Genomic DNA, 16,650 nt, shown 5'->3' on the forward strand with positions numbered 1-16,650 from the left:
CACCGGCCTGGTCGAGGGCATCAACAACCGGATCAAGGTCATCAAGCGCATCGCCTACGGCTACCGCGACGACGCCTACTTCTTCCTCAAGATCCGAGCCGCATTCCCCGGAGTTGGGAGAAGAACCAAAAAAAAACGCCGCCCTTGCAGGCGGCGTCGTCATCCACGACGTGCTCCGGAAACCGGAGCAGGGAATTGTTCGCAACTCAGTTCTGGACGAAACCGATCTTGACCATTTCCGCGTTCTTGGCCGAAGCCAGGACCTTGGCCAGGACGCCATAGTCGGCATCGTCGCTGGTTTCGATCTCCAGCGTCGGCTGGTTGGTCGGGTCGCGTTCGACTTCGGTTCTCATCATCGTCTGCAGCGCATTCACCGGTGTCGGGGTGTTGTTCCAGAACACCTGCCCCGCGGCATCGATGCGCAAGCTGATCGGATCCGGCGGATCCTTCGGCTGCGGCGGTGGGTTGAGCGTCTTCTGCGGCAGGTCGACATCGACCGGCACCGACTGGATCGGCATGGTCACCATGAAGATGATCAGCAGCACCAGCATCACGTCCACCAAGGGCGTGACGTTGATGTCGGCCATCGCGCCGCCGCCGGAATTACTCGCAAATGCCATGGCGGATCTCCTTACTGGCCTTTCTTCGGCGGGGTCGTGATGAAGCCGACCTTGCGCATGCCCTGGGCCTGCGCCACCTTCACCACGTCGTTGACCAGCCGGTACTTGGTGGTCTTGTCGGCGCGGATGTTGATGACCGGCTGCGGATCCCTCTGCGCCTCGACCGAGAGCTTGCTCTCGATCAGCTGGCGGGTCGACGGCTCATCGTTCCAGAACAGCTCGCCGCGTTCGGTGACCGCGATCGTGACCGGCGGGACCTTGTCCCTTTCCGGCTTCTGGTCGAGCGTGGCCTCCGGCAGCTGCACCTTGACCTTATGGTTCATCAGCGGAGTGGTGATCATGAAGATGATCAGCAGCACCAACATCACGTCCACGAGGGGCGTGACGTTGATTTCGGCCATCGGGCCGCCGCTGTCGTTACCGGAACTGAAGGCCATCGTGGTGCTCCGTCAGGACGCGCGTTCGATCAACGCTTGCCGGCCACTTCGCCGACGCGCGAGCCGGTGGCGAAGAAGTCGTGCAGGTCGTGGGCGAAGGTGTCGAACTGGCTGTTGGTCACGCGGTTCAGGCGCACGAAGAAGTTGTACGCAAGCACCGCCGGGATCGCCACGAACAGACCGATGGCGGTCATGATCAGGGCTTCACCGACCGGACCGGCCACCGCGGAGATCGAGGCGTCGCCCGAAGCACCGATCTTGATCAGCGCGCGGTAGATGCCCCACACGGTGCCGAGCAGGCCGACGAACGGCGCGGTCGAACCGACGGTGGCCAGCACGGTCAAGCCGTTCTCGAGGCCCGAGGATTCGCGGGTCACGGCCTGGCGCAGGGCGCGGTCGACGAACTCGGAGCGGTTCAGCGACTCGGCGAGGCGCGAACCGTCGTGGCGCTGGTGGTGCGCGGCGGCCTGGGCGGCATCGAGGGCGATCTTGGAGAACGGCTCGGACTTCGGCTGCTCTTCCATGAAACGGATCGCATCCTGCGCGTTCGGGGTTTCCCAGAACGTGCCGACCACGTTTTCGCCGCGGCCACGCAGGCGCATGTTCTTGAGGAAGTTGATGATGATCCAGTACCAGGACATCAACGACATCACCATCAGGGTGACGAAGACGACCCAGCCGACGAAGTCGAGTTGCTGGATGAGGTGGTCGAAGCCCATCTGCTGCAGCGCGGCGGCGTTGTTGCCTCCGGCGGCGGCAGGTGCGGCAGCAGTCGTTTCTTGCAACATACGCTTACCTTTGGATGTCGTGGATGGGGTTTTGCGAAAGGGACTACGTCAACGCTGGAACTGGAACGGGTGGAGCCTGGAAATCAGTTGAGCTTGAATTCAACGGGAACGCGCACGCGGCTGGCGATCTTCTTGCCATCACGCACTTCCGGATTGAAACGCCAGCGGCGGGCGGCCTTGACCGCCTCGCGGTCGAGGTTGCGGTTGCCGCTGGAACGCTCCACTTCCACGTCCAGCACGCCGCCATTGGCATCGATGCTGACGATCAGGACGGTGGTGCCCTGGATGTTCCGACGCTGTTCTTCGCGAGGATAGGCGGGCGGATTCATCGCGCGCGACGAGGCATCCACGCTGGAGCCGATATCCGGAACCGAGCTGGGCGGAGCAGGCGGCGACGGCGGCGGCGCCTGCACGTCCATCGGGCTCGGATCGTTGAACACGACCGGCGGATCTTCAGGCGGCGGCGGCACCGGGCTCGCCCGTGGCGGCGACAGGGTTTTCGGCGGAGTCAGCGGCTTGGGCTGGTCCGGCGGCGGCGGCGGTGGCGGTGGCGGCGGCGGCGGCGGCTCGATGAACGTCACCGCGACCACGTCCTCGTCCTCGACATCCTGGGCCGGCGGCGAGATCGGCGCCAGCAGGAGCAGCAGGGCTGCCGCGTGCAGGGCGATCGCGAAGCTGATGCCGGCGATGCGCGGCCAGCTCAAACCGCCTTCGCGGTCTTCTTTCTTCTCGGTGTTGGCGAGATCTTGCGTCATGCGCACGGCTCTGGAGGTGGGAAACCCCGGTCTGGCGGACCGGGGCGACAACGTGCGGCACCCGGGCCGCATGAACCATCTAGTCTATACCAATCGGCTGCGCTTGTTCCAAGCCCCGGTGATGTGCAGGCCCGATTTCTGCGCACCCTGTCTCAGCGCGAGAGGATGCCCCGCGCGTCGTCCGGCTTCTTGACGCCCTTGTCCAGCGCCTTCTGTGCGGCAGCCTTGGCTTCAGCCTTCTTGCCACTGTACTCGAGGACCTTGGCCAGGTTGAGGTAGGCCTCGCCATCGGCAGCCATGGGGGCGGCTTTCCCGTACAGATCGATCGCAAGCGGGATCTTGTCGTCGGCATAGGCGTTCTGGGCCAGGATCTGGTAGTCGCGCGCCAGGTCCGGACCCGGTTGCAGCACGCCGCTGCTCATGCCGGCATCGATCACCTTCTTGGTGTCTTCCCAGCGCGAGGCATTCATGTAACCGATGTACAAGGCGCGCAGCTCGCGCGACTCGGTGAGCATGCCGCGCTTGTACGCATCCTCGAGCAACGCATTGGCCTGGTCCTGCTTGTCCGCGTTTTGCAGGGCCGCAACGGCGTTCATCAGGATCCGCTTGTCGCCCGGGTTCTTCGCGATGAGCTCCTTGTAGATCGCCGCCGCCTCGTCGTGGCGTTCCAGGTTGGCCAGGATGCCGGCGCGGAAGGACTGGTGCTCGGGCTTTTCCGACTTGGATTCCGCCAGGAAGCGATCCACCGTCGCCAGCGCATCGGTGTACTTCTCCAGGCCGAACTGGATCACCGCCAGGTTGTACATGGTGGTGTAGTGGCTGTCGTTGTCGAGGCCGTTCGCGTCCACGGCCTTGCGGAAGTAATCGGCGGCCTTCGCCTGGTCGTCCTGGTCGGCGGCCGCGTTGGCGGCCAGCGAATAGGCAAACGACTTGTCATAGGCGTTCGCCGAGGGCATGGCCACGATTTCCTCCGCCCTTGCGACCACCCCGGCCATGTCCCGCTTCTCGAACAGTTCCTGCAGGCCCTGCAGGTTCTTGATCATCTTGCCGCTGGACTTGGCATCGGGCTGGGTGCGGGTTGCGTTGGGGTATGCCGCCGGCTTGTCCTCGGCCTGCTTCGCCTCTTCCTTGCCCTTGCCGAGCTCCGCCATGCGTTCGGCCCGTTGCTGGCGCATGGTCTTGGTCCCGGTGGTCGCGGTCGGATCCTGCTGCGCATTCGCGGCGGGCGCCAGCAGGGCAAGTGCAAGCGCCGCGGCGATGGACGTGGCGAGCGGGCGGCGGAAAGTCGGCTTCATGGCAAACCTCGAACGAGAAAGGGGCTGCGGGATGCGGCAGGGGTCGCACCGTAGCAGAAGGTCCGGCGCTTGAACCGTGCCGGAATGATGCGCCAGCGGCGCGCTAGATCATTGGCAACGCGGGGCCTGGCCGGAGCGGCGCGCGGCCTGCATGGCCGGCAACAGGGCGTCTGCCCGAGACTCCAGCTCGCGCAGGCGTGACGCCGGATCCGGGTGGGTGGACAGCCATTGCGGGGAACGCGCGCCGCCGGCCGCCGACATGTTCCGCCAGAGTTCCACCGCACCGCGCGGGTCGAAGCCGGCCCGGGCCATGATGTCCTGGCCCACCACGTCGGCCTCGGTTTCCTGCGCACGCGAATTGGGCAGCAGGAACCCGGCCTGGGCGAGCACGCTGCCACCCTGGGTGGCCAGCTGGCCATAGTCGCCCGCCAACGCGCCGAGCAACTGCACCGCCCCCGCCGCGCCCAATTGGCGGGTGATGCGCTCGTCATGGTGGCGCGCGATCACGTGGCCGATCTCGTGCGCGACCACCCCCGCCAGCTGGTCCTGGTTCTTCGCAACCTTGAAGATGCCGGTGTAGATGCCGACCTTTCCGCCCGGCAACGCCCAGGCATTGGCCTCGTCGTTCTCGAACAGCGCGTACTCCCAGCGCTGCTGGTTCCACGGTGCGGGCAGCTGGCGGGCGACCGCATTGACCACGCAGCCCACGTAGGCCACCTGGCGGGCATCCCGCGATTGCGGCGTCTTCTGCTTGGCCTCGGCGAGTGCCTGTTCGCCCAGCTGGTTCAATTGCTGCTGCGAGACCCCGCCGACGTACTGGGTGCGCCCGGTCGGCGAGGTGGTGGTCGCGCACGCCGCCACCAGGGCAGTGGCCAGCAAACCGGTCAGGAGCGTCTTCGTCTTCATGGCCATCGATCCGGGTGAGATGCGCCCGTTGTAGGCAGGCGCGCCTGAAAATCGCGTCAAGGCTCCGCCCGCCCGAGCTCAGACGTCGAGATTGGAGACCTTGAGCGCGTTGTCCTCGATGAATTCCCGGCGCGGCTCGACCACATCGCCCATCAGGGTGCTGAAGATCGCATCCGCAGCGACCGCATCCTCGATCCGCACCTGCAGCAGGCGGCGGGTGTCCGGGTTCACCGTGGTGTCCCACAGCTGTTCCGGGTTCATCTCGCCCAGGCCCTTGAAGCGCTGGATCTGGCGGCCCTTCTTGGCCTCGTCGAGCAGCCAGGCCTGCGCCTCGGCGAAACTGCCGATCGCCTGCGCGCGGCTGCCACGCACGATCTGCGCACCGTCGCGAACCAGGCCGTGCAGCAGCGCCGCGGCCTCGCGCAGCGGCTTCAGTTCGCCGTGCTCGAAGATCGACAACGGCAGCACCTGGGTCAGTTCCTCGCCCATGTGCCGACGGATGACCAGCAGCACCGCGGGGCGTGTCTCGTTGGCCGGTTGCAGTTGCAGCGCGTAGCGCGGCTTGCCCAGTCCACCGCGATTGAGCCTGGCCGCCAGCGCCTCGAGTTCGCGGGCGTCATCGGTGTGCGCAGCCAGCGAGGCCGCATCCAGCGGGGTGAAGTCGATCAGCGACTCCAGCACGATCGGGTCGAAGCGATGGGCATTGCGGGCGATCGCCTCGCGGGCGCGGGCGAACACCAGCAGCAGCGACTCCAGTGCAGCGCCGTCGATCGCCGGCTCATTCGCGGCAGGAATCAACTGCGCGCCGTCCACGGCGTTGTTGGCGAGATAGGCATCCAGCGCCGCATCGTCCTTCAGGTACAGCTCGTTCTTGCCCTGCTTGATCTTGTACAGCGGCGGCAGGCCGATGTAGACGTGGCCGCGCTCGATCAGCTCCGGCATCTGCCGGTAGAAGAAGGTCAGCAACAAAGTGCGGATGTGGCTGCCGTCGACGTCGGCGTCGGTCATCAGGATGATGCGGTGGTAGCGCAGCTTGTCCGGGTTGTACTCGTCCTTGCCGATGCCGGTACCCAGCGCGGTGATCAGCGTGCCGACCTCGGCGCTGGCCAGCATCCGGTCGAAACGCGCGCGCTCGACGTTGAGGATCTTGCCCTTCAGCGGCAGGATCGCCTGGGTCTTGCGATTGCGGCCCTGCTTGGCCGAGCCACCCGCCGAGTCGCCCTCGACGATGAACAGTTCCGACAGCGCAGGATCCTTCTCCTGGCAGTCGGCCAGCTTGCCGGGCAGGCCCGCGATGTCCAGCGCGCCCTTGCGGCGGGTGAGGTCGCGGGCCTTGCGTGCGGCCTCGCGGGCACGGGCGGCATCGACGATCTTGCCGGCGATCGCCCTCGCCTCGTTGGGGTTTTCCTGGAGGAATTCCTCGAGCTTCGCGGCGAATACGGCGTCGACCACCGCACGTACCGGCTCGGTGACCAGCTTTTCCTTGGTCTGCGAGGAAAACCCCGGATCCGGCACCTTGACCGAGAGCACCGCGATCATGCCCTCGCGCATGTCGTCGCCGGACAGGGCCACCTTGGCCTGCTTGGCGATGCCGCTCTGCTCGATATAACGCGTCAGGGTGCGGGTCAGCGCGGCGCGGAAGCCGGTCAGGTGGGTACCGCCGTCTTTCTGCGGAATGTTGTTGGTGAAGCAGTACATCGTTTCCTGGTAGGAATCGCTCCACTGCACGGCACAATCGACGACGATGTCGTCCTGTTCGCCGCTGATCGAGATCACTTTGGGATGCAGCGGGGTTTTCAGCTGAGCCAGGTGCTCGACGAAGCTGCGGATCCCGCCTTCGTACTGGAAGACGTCGTGCTTGCCGTCCAGGCGCTCGTCGACCAATTCGATCCTGACGCCGGAATTGAGGAAGCTCAGCTCGCGCAGGCGGCGGGCCAGAATGTCGTAGTGGAATTCGACGTTGTCGTTGAATGCCACCGCCGACGGCCAGAAGCGGACTTCCGTGCCACGCCTGTCGGATGCTTCCAGCTGCTTGAGCGGATACACCGGCGCGCCGTGGCGGTATTCCTGCTGGAAGTGATAGCCGTCGCGCCAGATGTCGAGCAGCAGCCTCTCCGACAGCGCGTTGACCACCGAGACGCCGACGCCATGCAGGCCACCGGACACCTTGTAGCTGTTGTCGTCGAACTTGCCGCCGGCGTGCAGCACGGTCATCACCACTTCGGCGGCGGAGATGTCGCGGCCCTGCTTCTCGCTTTCCTTGGCGTGCCGACCGACCGGGATGCCGCGGCCGTTGTCCCAGACCGAGACCGAGCCGTCGTCGTGGATGGTCACCAGCACCGCATCGGCGTGGCCGGCCAGTGCCTCGTCCACGCCGTTGTCGACGACCTCGAACACCATGTGGTGCAGGCCGGATCCGTCGTTGACGTTGCCGATGTACATGCCCGGACGCTTGCGGACGGCTTCCAGCCCTTCCAGCGCGGTAATGCTGTTGGCGTCGTAGTTCCCGGGATTGGCGGGCGCCTTGGCGGCGGGGGATTCGGGCAGCTGGCCCGGAGTTTCTTCGTTCTGCGACATCGACGCGTTCTGCTCCTGCGGCACGCCTGGCGGCGCGCCGAGACACATTAGCTATAGGAACGTGGAGTATAGCAATCGCGGGATTCGACCGCCCTGCCGGGCTATCACACCACGGCTCGGATCTCCCCATGTTCCACGTGGAACGTCGTGTGCCGATCCGCCAGCGAGGCCAAGGCGGGAATCGACTCGGTTCCTGTCATGAAGACCTGCGCCCGGCTTTCCACCAGCACTTGCAGCACCCGCCGCTGGTGGTGTCGATCCAGTTCCGAGGCGAGGTCGTCCAGTTGAAGCACCGGCCAATGGCCCGCATGCGTTGCAAGATGCGACGCCTGCGCCAGCAACAGCACCAGTGCGGCCAACTTGGCCTGTCCGCGTGACAGGCCATCACGACCCGGCAGATCGCGGAACTCGAGCTTGAGGTCGGCGCGATGCGGGCCAACGGTGGTGTGCCCCTGCGCCAGGTCGCGTTCGCGGGCCAGCAGCAGCGCGTCGGCGAGGCCCAGCTCCTGCCGGCGCCAACCGGGCTGCAGGGACAGGGTGGCAGCACCGGCAGCGGGCAGGATCTCCGCCAACAGGGTATCGACATGCGCCTGCAGGCGCGCCACATAGGCCTCGCGCTGCAAGGTGATCGACTCGCCGGCCAGTGCCAGTTCGTGTTCCCAGGCGTCCAGCTGGCCATCGGCACGCCCCTGCCGGAGCAAGGCATTGCGCTGCTTGTGGGCGCGGGCATGGCGACGCCACAGCGAGAGGAAATCGCCGCCGGCGTCGCTACGTTCCACGTGGAACAATCCCCAGTCCAGGTAGCGACGGCGCACCTCGCTGCTACCGTGGATGAGAGCGTGGCTGCCGGGTTCGAACGTGATCACGGCCAGTGCTTCGCACAACTCGCCAAGCTGGCCGACGTGGTTTCCGTCCAGGCGGGCTTCCCATGCGCTGCCGGAATGCCGCAGCCCGCCACGCCGACTAGGTTGACCAGGCTGTTCCCACTCCAGGAAGACCTGCAGTGCCGGTTCACCGCTGCGCACCAGTCCGTCGCGGATGCGGCCTCGGAAACTGCGGCCATGCGCCATCAGATGCATGGCTTCGAGCAGGCTGGTCTTGCCGCTGCCGTTGTCGCCGATGAGCAGGTTGAACCCTGGCCCGGGCTGCAAGTCGACATTGACCAGGCGCCGCAATCCTTGCACCTGGACTCGGCGGATCAGCACGGCAGGTCTCGGGACGAACGCAAACGATGACGCCCGGACTGGGCCGGGCGTCGTGTGTGGTGTTCCACGTGGAACACGTGCAGGTGCGGTGAGAGACCCGGCATCCGGTCAGAGCCGCAGCGGCATCACCACATGGCGGGCGTGCTGGTGTTCGGCGCCACGCACCAGGGCGGAGGAATTGGCATCACGCAGCAGCAGCAGGATGTGCTCGTCGCGCAGGGCGCCGAGGGCGTCCAGCAGGTAGTTGACGTTGAAGCCGATCGCCAGGCCATCGACGCGGGTGTCGGCTTCCAGTTCTTCCTGCGCTTCTTCCTGCTCGGGATTGTGCGCGCTGATCTTGAGCAGGCCGGGCGAGACCTCGACGCGCACGCCGCGGTACTTCTCGTTGGACAGGATCGAGGCGCGTTGCAGGGCCGCACGCAGCGCCTCGCGATCGACCTTGACCTCGCGGTCGGCACCGATCGGAATCACCGCTTCGTAATCCGGGAACTTGCCGTCGATGAGCTTGCTGGTGAAGGTCACGTCGTCGCGCTTGACCCGGATGTGGCCCTTGCCGAGTTCCAGGTCGAGCGTGCGGTCGCCGCCTTCCAGCAGGCGCTGCAATTCCTGCACGCCCTTGCGCGGGACGATGATCTGGCGCTTGTTGCCGCTGCCGGCATCCAGTGCGGTTTCGCACAGGGCCAGGCGGTGGCCGTCGGTGGCGACGCAGCGCAGGGTGGCGTCGCGCAGGTCGAACAACAGGCCGTTGAGGTAGTAACGGACGTCCTGCTGGGCCATCGCGAACGCCGTGCGTTCAATGAGTTCCTTCAAGCCGGCTTCGGGCACATTGACCCGTTCGGTGGCCTCGAATTCGTCGATCGACGGGAAATCGTTGGCCGGCAGGCTGGCCAGGCTGAAACGGCTGCGCCCGGCCTGCACGGTGATCTTGTCCCCTTGCTGGGTGACGGTGACCTTGCTGCCGTCGGGCAGGGCACGCACGATTTCGAACAGCTTGCGCGCGGGGATAGTGGTTTCGCCATCCTGGGCATCATCAACCGCAGTCCGCGCGACCATCTCCACCTCGAGGTCGGTGCCGGTCAGCGAGAGCTGGCCCTCGCGCACCTTGACCAGCAGGTTCGCCAGTACCGGCAGGGTCTGCCGGCGCTCGACCACGTTCACCACCTGCGCCAACGGCTTGAGCAGGACTTCGCGTTGCAGGGAAAACCGCATGTGAACCCCTTGCCCTTTATGCGTTCTGGGACGGCCCGATCGCTCGGAACCGCTCTTGAAGATCTATGGATAAAACTTGAAAGCAGGTGGTGCTGGTAGAGCGAAAATCGGTGGTTAACTGTTTCAAGTTGTTGAATAATAAAGGAATTATTCGAAATTGAATGCCGGGAAAAACGAACCGGAAGTCCGGGAAAAGCTGTGGATAAGCAGGGCGGGTCAACGACGGCACCGGGTTATCCACAACTTGTCCCGCGGTCGCCCACCGGGTTTGCGACAGGGCGTTACTCACTGAGCTTGCGGATCAGCTTGTCCCAGTCCTCGTGCAGCTTGCCGTCGCTTTCCATCAGGTGGCGGATCTGCCGACAGGCATGCAGCACGGTGGTGTGGTCACGACCGTCGAACGCCACGCCGATCTCCGGCAGGCTGTGCTCGGTCAGTTCCTTGGCCAGCGCCATCGCGACCTGCCGTGGACGTGCCAGCGAACGGGTCCGCTTCTTGCCCAGCATCTCCCTCAACTGCAACCCGTAGTAGTCTGCCACGGCCTTCTGGATGTTGGCGATGCTGATCGCCTGCTGCTGCGCGCGCCACAGGTCGCGCAGGGTTTCCTGGGCGAATTCCATGGTCACCGGGCGGCCGAGCAGGCCGGCCTGCGCGGTCAGCTTGTTGATCGCGCCCTCCAGCTCGCGCACGTTGCTGCGCATCTTCTTGGCGATCAGCTGGGCGACGTCATCCGGTACCAGTGCACCGCGTTCGCGCGCCTTGCTCAGGACGATCTGCGCGCGGGTCTCGAAGTCCGGCGGATCGATCGCCACCGACAGGCCCCAGCCCAGCCGCGATTTCAGCCGCGGCTCCAGCCCGTCGACCTCGCGCGGGTAGCGGTCGCAAGTCAGGATGATCTGCTGGCGGCCGTCGAACAGCGCGTTGAAGGTGTGGAAGAACTCCTCCTGGGTGCGATCCTTGCCGGCGAAGAACTGGATGTCGTCGATCAGCAGCGCGTCGATCTGCTGGAACTGGCGCTTGAACTGGTCGGCGGTCTTCTCCTGCAGGGCGCGGAAGAAGGCGTTGTAAAACTCGTTGGAGCGCAGGTAGAGGATCCGCGCGGCCGGGTTGATCCGGCGCATCTCGTTGCCGGCGGCGAACATCAGGTGAGTCTTGCCCAAGCCGGTGCCCCCGTACAGCAGCAGCGGGTTGTGCGCGCGTTCGCCGGGTTTCTGCGCGGCATGCCAGGCGGCGGCGCGGGCGAGCTGGTTGCTGCGGCCCTCGACGAAGTTGTCGAAGGTGTAATGGCTGTCGAGGTTGCCGCGGAAGGGTTCGGCAGGCGGGCTGGCGATGACGCCGGGCCTCGGCGCTGTCGGGGCGGGAACGGGATCCGCGCGGCGCAACGCGCCGATGTCCAGGGCGACGTCGGCACCGCCGAAATGCGCCGCGAGTTCGCGGATCCGCGGCAGGTAGCGGCGGTGGACCTCGTCGCGGACGAAGGCATTGGGGGCATACAGCACCAGCGCATCGTCGCGGCGGTCGGCCTGCAGCGGCTTCAGCCAGGTCAGGACATCCTCGGGCGGCAATTCGGCTTCGAGGTAACGCAGGCAGGCAGGCCAGACATCCATGGCAGGAACGATCTCGGGGGACGGCGACGACGACGGCGCCGCAGTGTCGGCGCCTGTGGATAAATCGGGAGGCCGGCAGCGTAGCATCCGTGCCGCAGGGCACCAAACCCGCACGGACAGCGGCGTTTGATGGCGGAACCCGTTGACTTGCTTCGGTTATCCCGCTAAAGTCCCGAATCTTTTCCGCCGAATAACAGCAAGCAGGCCCGCCATGGCGACCAAGCGCACCTACCAGCCCAGCAACCTCAAGCGCAAGCGCGACCACGGCTTCCGTGCCCGCATGACGACCGCCGATGGCCGCAAGATCCTGGCGCGTCGTCGCGCCAAGGGCCGTCGTCGCCTGACTGTCTGACCCTCTGGGTCGCGGATCCGGCCAGTGGCCGGATCGCCATGACAGTTCCCGTGATGCCCCCGACGCCGGTGTCCACCCAGGATGCCGGCGTCGTCGTGTCCGCGCCCCGCTTCCCGCGGACCGCGCGGGTGCGCGCCAAGGCCGAGTTCAGCGCCGTGTTCGATCGCGGGCGGCGCACCGCCGAACCACGCATGGCCCTGCACTGGCTGGCCGATGCCGCGTCTGCCCGGCTCGGCCTGGCGGTGTCGCGCAAGGTCGATCCGCATGCGGTCGGCCGCAATCGCATCAAGCGGTCGCTGCGCGAAGCCTTCCGCCATCTGCGCGGCCGGCTGCCCGGCGGTGCTTACGTCGTGGTCGCCCGCAGCGGTGCCGCGCAGGCCGATGGTGCCGCGCTTCGCGAGGCCTTCGAACGCCTGCTGCAGCGTGCCGGCGCGTTGCCGCCCCCGCCCCCGGCCGGCACAATGCCGCCCGCGACCCCCGCTCCTTCCTCCGACCAAGCCCCGCGTTGAGCGTGGCGTGAGCCAGCCTGTCCGATGACCCAGACCCGTACCTTCCTGATCCTTGCCTGGCTGATGGTGGCCACCCTGTTGTGGATGGAATGGGGCAAGGAACGCGATGCGGCCGCTGCGCCGGCCCCGGCAATCCCCACCGCCACCCAAGCGCCTGGCGCTGGGACCCCCGGCATCCCGGTCGCCAGCGTGCCCGGCGCGCCCGCCGCCACGCCGATGGTCGCCGCCACGTTGCCGGTGGTGCGCCTGCGCAACGACGTGCTGGCGCTGGAGCTCAACGGCCGCGACCTCACCCGCGCCGAGTTGCTGGACTACCCGCAGACCCGGGCGGCCGGCAGCCCGCCGGTGGTGCTGTTCGATGCCGACCCGGCGCGCTATTTCGCCGCGCACAGCGTCTGGCGCGGCAACGATGGCCGCGAACTGGTGCTGCAGCCCGACGGGACCGCCCGCGACATCGTGCTGGCCGACGGCGCGCAGGCCGTCGAGGCCCGCTTCGTCGCCACCACGCCCGCCGGTGTGCAACTCCGACGCACCTTCACCCTGCCGCGTGGCGGTTATGCGCTGCGCGTGCGCGACGAGCTGGTGAATACCGGCGCCGCCGCCTGGACCGGCGACATCGAGCGCAAGCTGGAACGCGTGCCGCCGGTGGTCAAGAGCGGCATGACCAACCCGGAGGCGTTCAGCCTCAATGGCGCGGCCTGGTGGAGTCCGGAAGAGAAGTACGAGAAGCGCAAGTACCCGGACTATGTCGACGACGGCCCGCTCGACCGCCAGGTCACCGGTGGCTGGATCGGCCTGTCGCAGCATTATTTCCTGGGTGCCTGGGTGCCGCAGAAGGACCAGGGCGCGATCTATTCGCTGGGCACGCGCGGCAACCTGTACAGCATCACCGCCCGCGGTCCGCAGGTCACCCTGGCCCCGGGCCAGCGCATCGCCAGCGACGCCACTCTCTGGGTCGGCCCGAAGCTGGCCGACCAGCTGAAGACGGTCGCCCCGGGCCTGGACCTGGCGATGGACTACGGCATCTTCACCGTGCTGTCCAAGCCGATCCACTGGCTGCTGACCCAGCTGCACAAGCTCACCCACAACTGGGGCTGGGCGATCGTGCTGCTGGTGGTCGTGATCAAGCTGCTGCTCTACCCGCTGTCCGCCGCGCAGTACAAGTCGATGGCCAAGATGCGCAAGTTCCAGCCGCGCATCGAGCAGCTCAAGGAGCGCTACGGTGACGACAAGCAGAAGTTCCAGATGGCGATGCTGGAGCTGTACAAGAAGGAGAAGATCAACCCGGCCGGCGGCTGCCTGCCGATCCTGATCCAGATGCCGGTGTTCCTGGCCCTGTACTACGTGCTGCTGGAAGGCGTGGAACTGCGCCAGGCGCCGTGGATCATGGGCTGGGTCAACGACCTCACCGCGCGCGATCCGTTCTTCATCCTGCCGATCGTCAATGGCGCGGTCATGTGGCTGACCCAGAAGATGACGCCGATGGTCGGCATGGACCCGATGCAGAAGAAGATGATGCAGATGATGCCGCTGGTGATGGCGGTGATGTTCGCCTTCTTCCCGGCCGGCCTGGTCCTGTACTGGGTGACCAACGGTGCGCTGGGCATGGCCCAGCAGTGGTGGAACACCAAGCGTTACGCCGAGGACCCGGCGAAGGCCTGACCTTCGCGCGTTCCGCCCGGAGCCCGCCTGACGGCGGGCTTCGTGTTTTCGGGCCATGCCATCATTCGCGGATGGATGAAGCCGCCGACACCATCGTCGCGATCGCCACCGCCGCGGGTGCCGGCGGGGTCGGCATCGTGCGGTTGTCGGGGCCGCGCGCGCGGGAGATCGCCCGCGCCATCACCGGACGCATGCTGAAGCCGCGCGTCGCCGTCTACGCGCGTTTCACCGATGCCGATGGCGAGGTGATCGATGACGGCATCGCCCTGCATTTCCGCGCGCGCGCCAGTTTCACCGGCGAGGACGTGGTCGAACTGCAGGGGCATGGCAGCCCGGTGCTGCTGCGCCAGCTGGTGGCGCGCTGCGTCGCCCTGGGTGCGCGCCAGGCCGTGGCCGGCGAGTTCAGCCAGCGCGCCTTCCTCAACGGCAAGCTGGACCTGGCCCAGGCCGAGGCCATCGCCGACCTGATCGCCGCCGGCGACGAACGCGCCGCCCGCGCCGCCCGGCGCTCGCTGGACGGGGTGTTCTCGCGCCGGGTCGAGCAACTGATGGCGCAGGTGCTGGCGATCCGCGTGCACGTGGAGGCAGCGATCGACTTCGCCGACGAATCGCTCGACACCCTCGGGGGCGCGGCCCTGCACGGGCAACTGCACGATGCGATCGGGCGACTGGCGCAACTGCGCCGCGAGGCCGAACGCGGCCGCAGCCTGCGCGACGGCCTGCACGTGGTCCTGGTCGGCCCGCCCAATGCCGGCAAGAGTTCGCTGCTCAATGCGCTGGCCGGCAGTGAGCGGGCGATCGTCACCGAACTCCCCGGCACCACCCGAGACCTGCTGCAGGAAGCGATCCGCATCGACGGCGTCGAACTGACCCTGGTCGATACCGCCGGCCTGCGCGAGGCCTTCGATCCGATCGAAGCCGAAGGCATCCGCCGCGCCCGCGCCGAGCTGCAGCGTGCCGACCTGGCCCTGGTGGTACTGGATGCGCGCGACCCCGCCGCCGGTCGCGCGGCGGTGATGGAGGAAGTCGCCGCGGTGCCGCGGCGGTTGTGGCTGCACAACAAGGCCGACCTGCTGGCGGCGCCCGCGCCGCTCGGCGAGGACGCACTGGCGATATCTGCGCGCACGGGGCAGGGACTGGATGCCTTGCATGCGCGCCTGTTGGCCCTGTCCGGGTCGGGCGAAGTCACCGAAGGTGCGTTCACCGCACGTGCCCGCCACGTGCAGGCGCTGGCCGAGGCGGCCGGCCATCTGGACGCGGCGGCCGCGGAACTGGAGCGCGAGCGGCTGGAGCTGGCCGCCGAGGCGCTGGCGCAGGCGCACGACAGCCTGGGCGTGATCGGCGGACGGGTGGGCGCGGATGCGCTACTTGGTCACATTTTTGCAGCATTCTGCATCGGGAAATGACGGCAAACGCTTGAATCCCCTTGACAAATGCCCCTTGCTGCCGCGTGCTATCGTCAGGTGCGTCGTGCATCACAAGGGGAGTAACACGATGTCTGCAATGAACAATCTGCGCCGCGGCCTGGTGCCGCTGGCGCTGGCCGTGGCGATCACGTGTGCGCTGGGCGCATGCAAGAAGGATGCGGCGACCGACGCCGCCGGCCCCGCCGCCGGCCAGGTCGCGCCGGCACCCACGCCGGAATCGGTGGTGTCGGCATCGGTCAGCGCGATGGCGCCGGACCAGCTGCGCAGCGAGGCCTCCAAGGCCTACGGCGAGAACCGCCTGTACGCGCCGGCCGGCAACAACGCCATGGAGTACTACCTGGCCCTGCGCGACAAGGCACCGGCGGACGCGGGGGCGTCCAGCGCGCTGACAGACCTGCTGCCGATGACCGTGATCGCCACCGAGCAGGGCATCGCCCGCGAGGACTTCGGCGAAGCCAAGCGCCTGGCGGCGTTGATCGAGAAGGCGGATGCGCAGCATCCCGCGCTGGCGCGCCTGAAGTCGGCGATCACCACCAGCGAGACCGCCTTCGCCGCACGCGCGGAGAACCAGAAGTTGACCGCCGACGAAGAAGCGAAGCGCCAGGAAGAGTTGGCGAAGAAGCGCGAGGAAGACCAGCGCAAGCAGCAGGAACTGCAGCGCCAGCAGGCTGCCGCCGCCGCGGCGGCACCGACGCCGCCGGCCCAGACCACCGCCGCCCTGGCCAATGCCGCGGCGGAAGCCGAACGCCAGCGCGAAGCCGAAGCCGAACGCCAGCGCGCGGCCGCCGCCGCAGCGGAGCAGCAGCGCCAAGCCGCCGCCGCCGCGCAACCGGCGGCGCAGCCGTCGCGTCCCGCGGCGTCTTCGGAACTGCGGGCGATCGCCCAGCCCGGTCCGCGCTATCCGCAGGCTGCGCAACGTGCCGGCGCCACCGGCTCGGTGCAGGTCGAGTTCACCGTGTCCGGCGACGGCAGCGTGGGCAATGTGCGCGTGGTCGGCTCCGACGCGCCGCGCCTGTACCAGCGCGAGTTCGAGCGCGAGGCGACGGCAGCGGTGAAGCGCTGGCGCTTCCAGCCGGTAGCCGAAGCCACCACCACGCGCCGCACGATCTCGTTCCAGCAGTAACCGGGACGGCATCGCGCAACGAAAAAGCCCGGCAATCGCCGGGCTTTTTTCAGGTTCATCACGGAAGTCCGGGGAGCGCCCACAAAAAAAGGAACGGCGGATTCGGGTGAAGATGTTTGTGCGACCAAACGTCTAAACCGAAGCCACCGTTCCCATGTCAGATAGTAAAGCTTGCCTA

15 protein-coding genes and 1 pseudogene are annotated in these 16,650 nt (G+C 67.1%); 6 read left to right on the forward strand and 10 right to left on the reverse strand.

Annotated features, from left to right (window positions below):
- A pseudogene (locus ACE3T8_RS14445) lies at positions 1 to 121 on the forward strand (transposase); the annotation flags it as partial.
- 85 nt (positions 122 to 206) lie between these two features.
- On the opposite strand, the gene ACE3T8_RS14450 reads toward ACE3T8_RS14445, so the two are convergent.
- From ACE3T8_RS14450 to dnaA, 10 genes are all read right to left on the reverse strand, one after another.
- Positions 207 to 620, reverse strand: a complete 414-nt coding sequence (locus tag ACE3T8_RS14450; RefSeq protein ID WP_374610094.1) for an ExbD/TolR family protein — start codon at positions 618 to 620, stop codon at positions 207 to 209.
- An 11-nt stretch (positions 621 to 631) separates the two neighbouring features.
- A complete protein-coding gene (locus ACE3T8_RS14455) occupies positions 632 to 1,057 on the reverse strand; it encodes an ExbD/TolR family protein (RefSeq protein ID WP_374610095.1) in 426 nt (141 codons plus the stop codon).
- A gap of 29 nt (positions 1,058 to 1,086) precedes the next feature.
- Positions 1,087 to 1,845 (reverse strand): MotA/TolQ/ExbB proton channel family protein, encoded by a 759-nt coding sequence (locus ACE3T8_RS14460; RefSeq protein ID WP_374610097.1) that lies wholly within the window; start codon positions 1,843 to 1,845, stop codon positions 1,087 to 1,089.
- 83 nt (positions 1,846 to 1,928) lie between these two features.
- The gene (locus tag ACE3T8_RS14465; protein WP_374610099.1) at positions 1,929 to 2,600 is read right to left on the reverse strand and encodes an energy transducer TonB; all 672 of its coding nucleotides are present in this window, start codon (positions 2,598 to 2,600) and stop codon (positions 1,929 to 1,931) included.
- 152 nt (positions 2,601 to 2,752) lie between these two features.
- Entirely contained in the window at positions 2,753 to 3,895 is a 1,143-nt protein-coding gene (locus ACE3T8_RS14470) for a hypothetical protein (RefSeq protein WP_374610101.1), read from the reverse strand.
- 108 nt (positions 3,896 to 4,003) lie between these two features.
- On the reverse strand, positions 4,004 to 4,801 hold the full coding sequence (locus tag ACE3T8_RS14475; RefSeq protein WP_374610102.1) for a M48 family metallopeptidase: 798 nt from the start codon (positions 4,799 to 4,801) through the stop codon (positions 4,004 to 4,006).
- A gap of 78 nt (positions 4,802 to 4,879) precedes the next feature.
- The gene (gene gyrB / locus ACE3T8_RS14480; protein WP_374610103.1) at positions 4,880 to 7,378 is read right to left on the reverse strand and encodes a DNA topoisomerase (ATP-hydrolyzing) subunit B; all 2,499 of its coding nucleotides are present in this window, start codon (positions 7,376 to 7,378) and stop codon (positions 4,880 to 4,882) included.
- A 104-nt stretch (positions 7,379 to 7,482) separates the two neighbouring features.
- Complete coding sequence (gene recF, locus ACE3T8_RS14485) at positions 7,483 to 8,583, reverse strand: DNA replication/repair protein RecF (protein ID WP_374610104.1); 1,101 nt, start codon at positions 8,581 to 8,583, stop codon at positions 7,483 to 7,485.
- A gap of 108 nt (positions 8,584 to 8,691) precedes the next feature.
- Entirely contained in the window at positions 8,692 to 9,792 is a 1,101-nt protein-coding gene (gene dnaN, locus ACE3T8_RS14490) for a DNA polymerase III subunit beta (RefSeq protein WP_374610106.1), read from the reverse strand.
- A 281-nt stretch (positions 9,793 to 10,073) separates the two neighbouring features.
- Positions 10,074 to 11,399 carry a chromosomal replication initiator protein DnaA gene (dnaA, locus tag ACE3T8_RS14495; protein ID WP_374610108.1) on the reverse strand — a complete coding sequence of 442 codons (1,326 nt, stop codon included), beginning with the start codon at positions 11,397 to 11,399 and terminating at the stop codon, positions 10,074 to 10,076.
- A 211-nt stretch (positions 11,400 to 11,610) separates the two neighbouring features.
- Between dnaA and rpmH the strand changes: the two genes are divergently transcribed.
- The 5 genes from rpmH (at position 11,611) to ACE3T8_RS14520 (ending at position 16,472) form a co-directional block, all read left to right on the forward strand.
- On the forward strand, positions 11,611 to 11,751 hold the full coding sequence (gene rpmH, locus ACE3T8_RS14500; protein WP_374610110.1) for a 50S ribosomal protein L34: 141 nt from the start codon (positions 11,611 to 11,613) through the stop codon (positions 11,749 to 11,751).
- A 53-nt stretch (positions 11,752 to 11,804) separates the two neighbouring features.
- Positions 11,805 to 12,260 carry a ribonuclease P protein component gene (gene rnpA, locus ACE3T8_RS14505; protein WP_374610112.1) on the forward strand — a complete coding sequence of 152 codons (456 nt, stop codon included), beginning with the start codon at positions 11,805 to 11,807 and terminating at the stop codon, positions 12,258 to 12,260.
- Positions 12,261 to 12,284: 24 nt separating this feature from the next.
- On the forward strand, positions 12,285 to 13,922 hold the full coding sequence (gene yidC / locus ACE3T8_RS14510) for a membrane protein insertase YidC (protein ID WP_374610114.1): 1,638 nt from the start codon (positions 12,285 to 12,287) through the stop codon (positions 13,920 to 13,922).
- A gap of 71 nt (positions 13,923 to 13,993) precedes the next feature.
- Positions 13,994 to 15,328 (forward strand): tRNA uridine-5-carboxymethylaminomethyl(34) synthesis GTPase MnmE, encoded by a 1,335-nt coding sequence (mnmE, locus tag ACE3T8_RS14515; protein ID WP_374610116.1) that lies wholly within the window; start codon positions 13,994 to 13,996, stop codon positions 15,326 to 15,328.
- A 97-nt stretch (positions 15,329 to 15,425) separates the two neighbouring features.
- Positions 15,426 to 16,472, forward strand: a complete 1,047-nt coding sequence (locus ACE3T8_RS14520) for a TonB family protein (protein ID WP_374610118.1) — start codon at positions 15,426 to 15,428, stop codon at positions 16,470 to 16,472.
- Positions 16,473 to 16,650: the final 178 nt, after the last annotated feature.

Origin of the sequence: Thermomonas sp., assembly GCF_041919455.1 — a bacterium.
Lineage (GTDB): Bacteria > Pseudomonadota > Gammaproteobacteria > Xanthomonadales > Xanthomonadaceae > Thermomonas.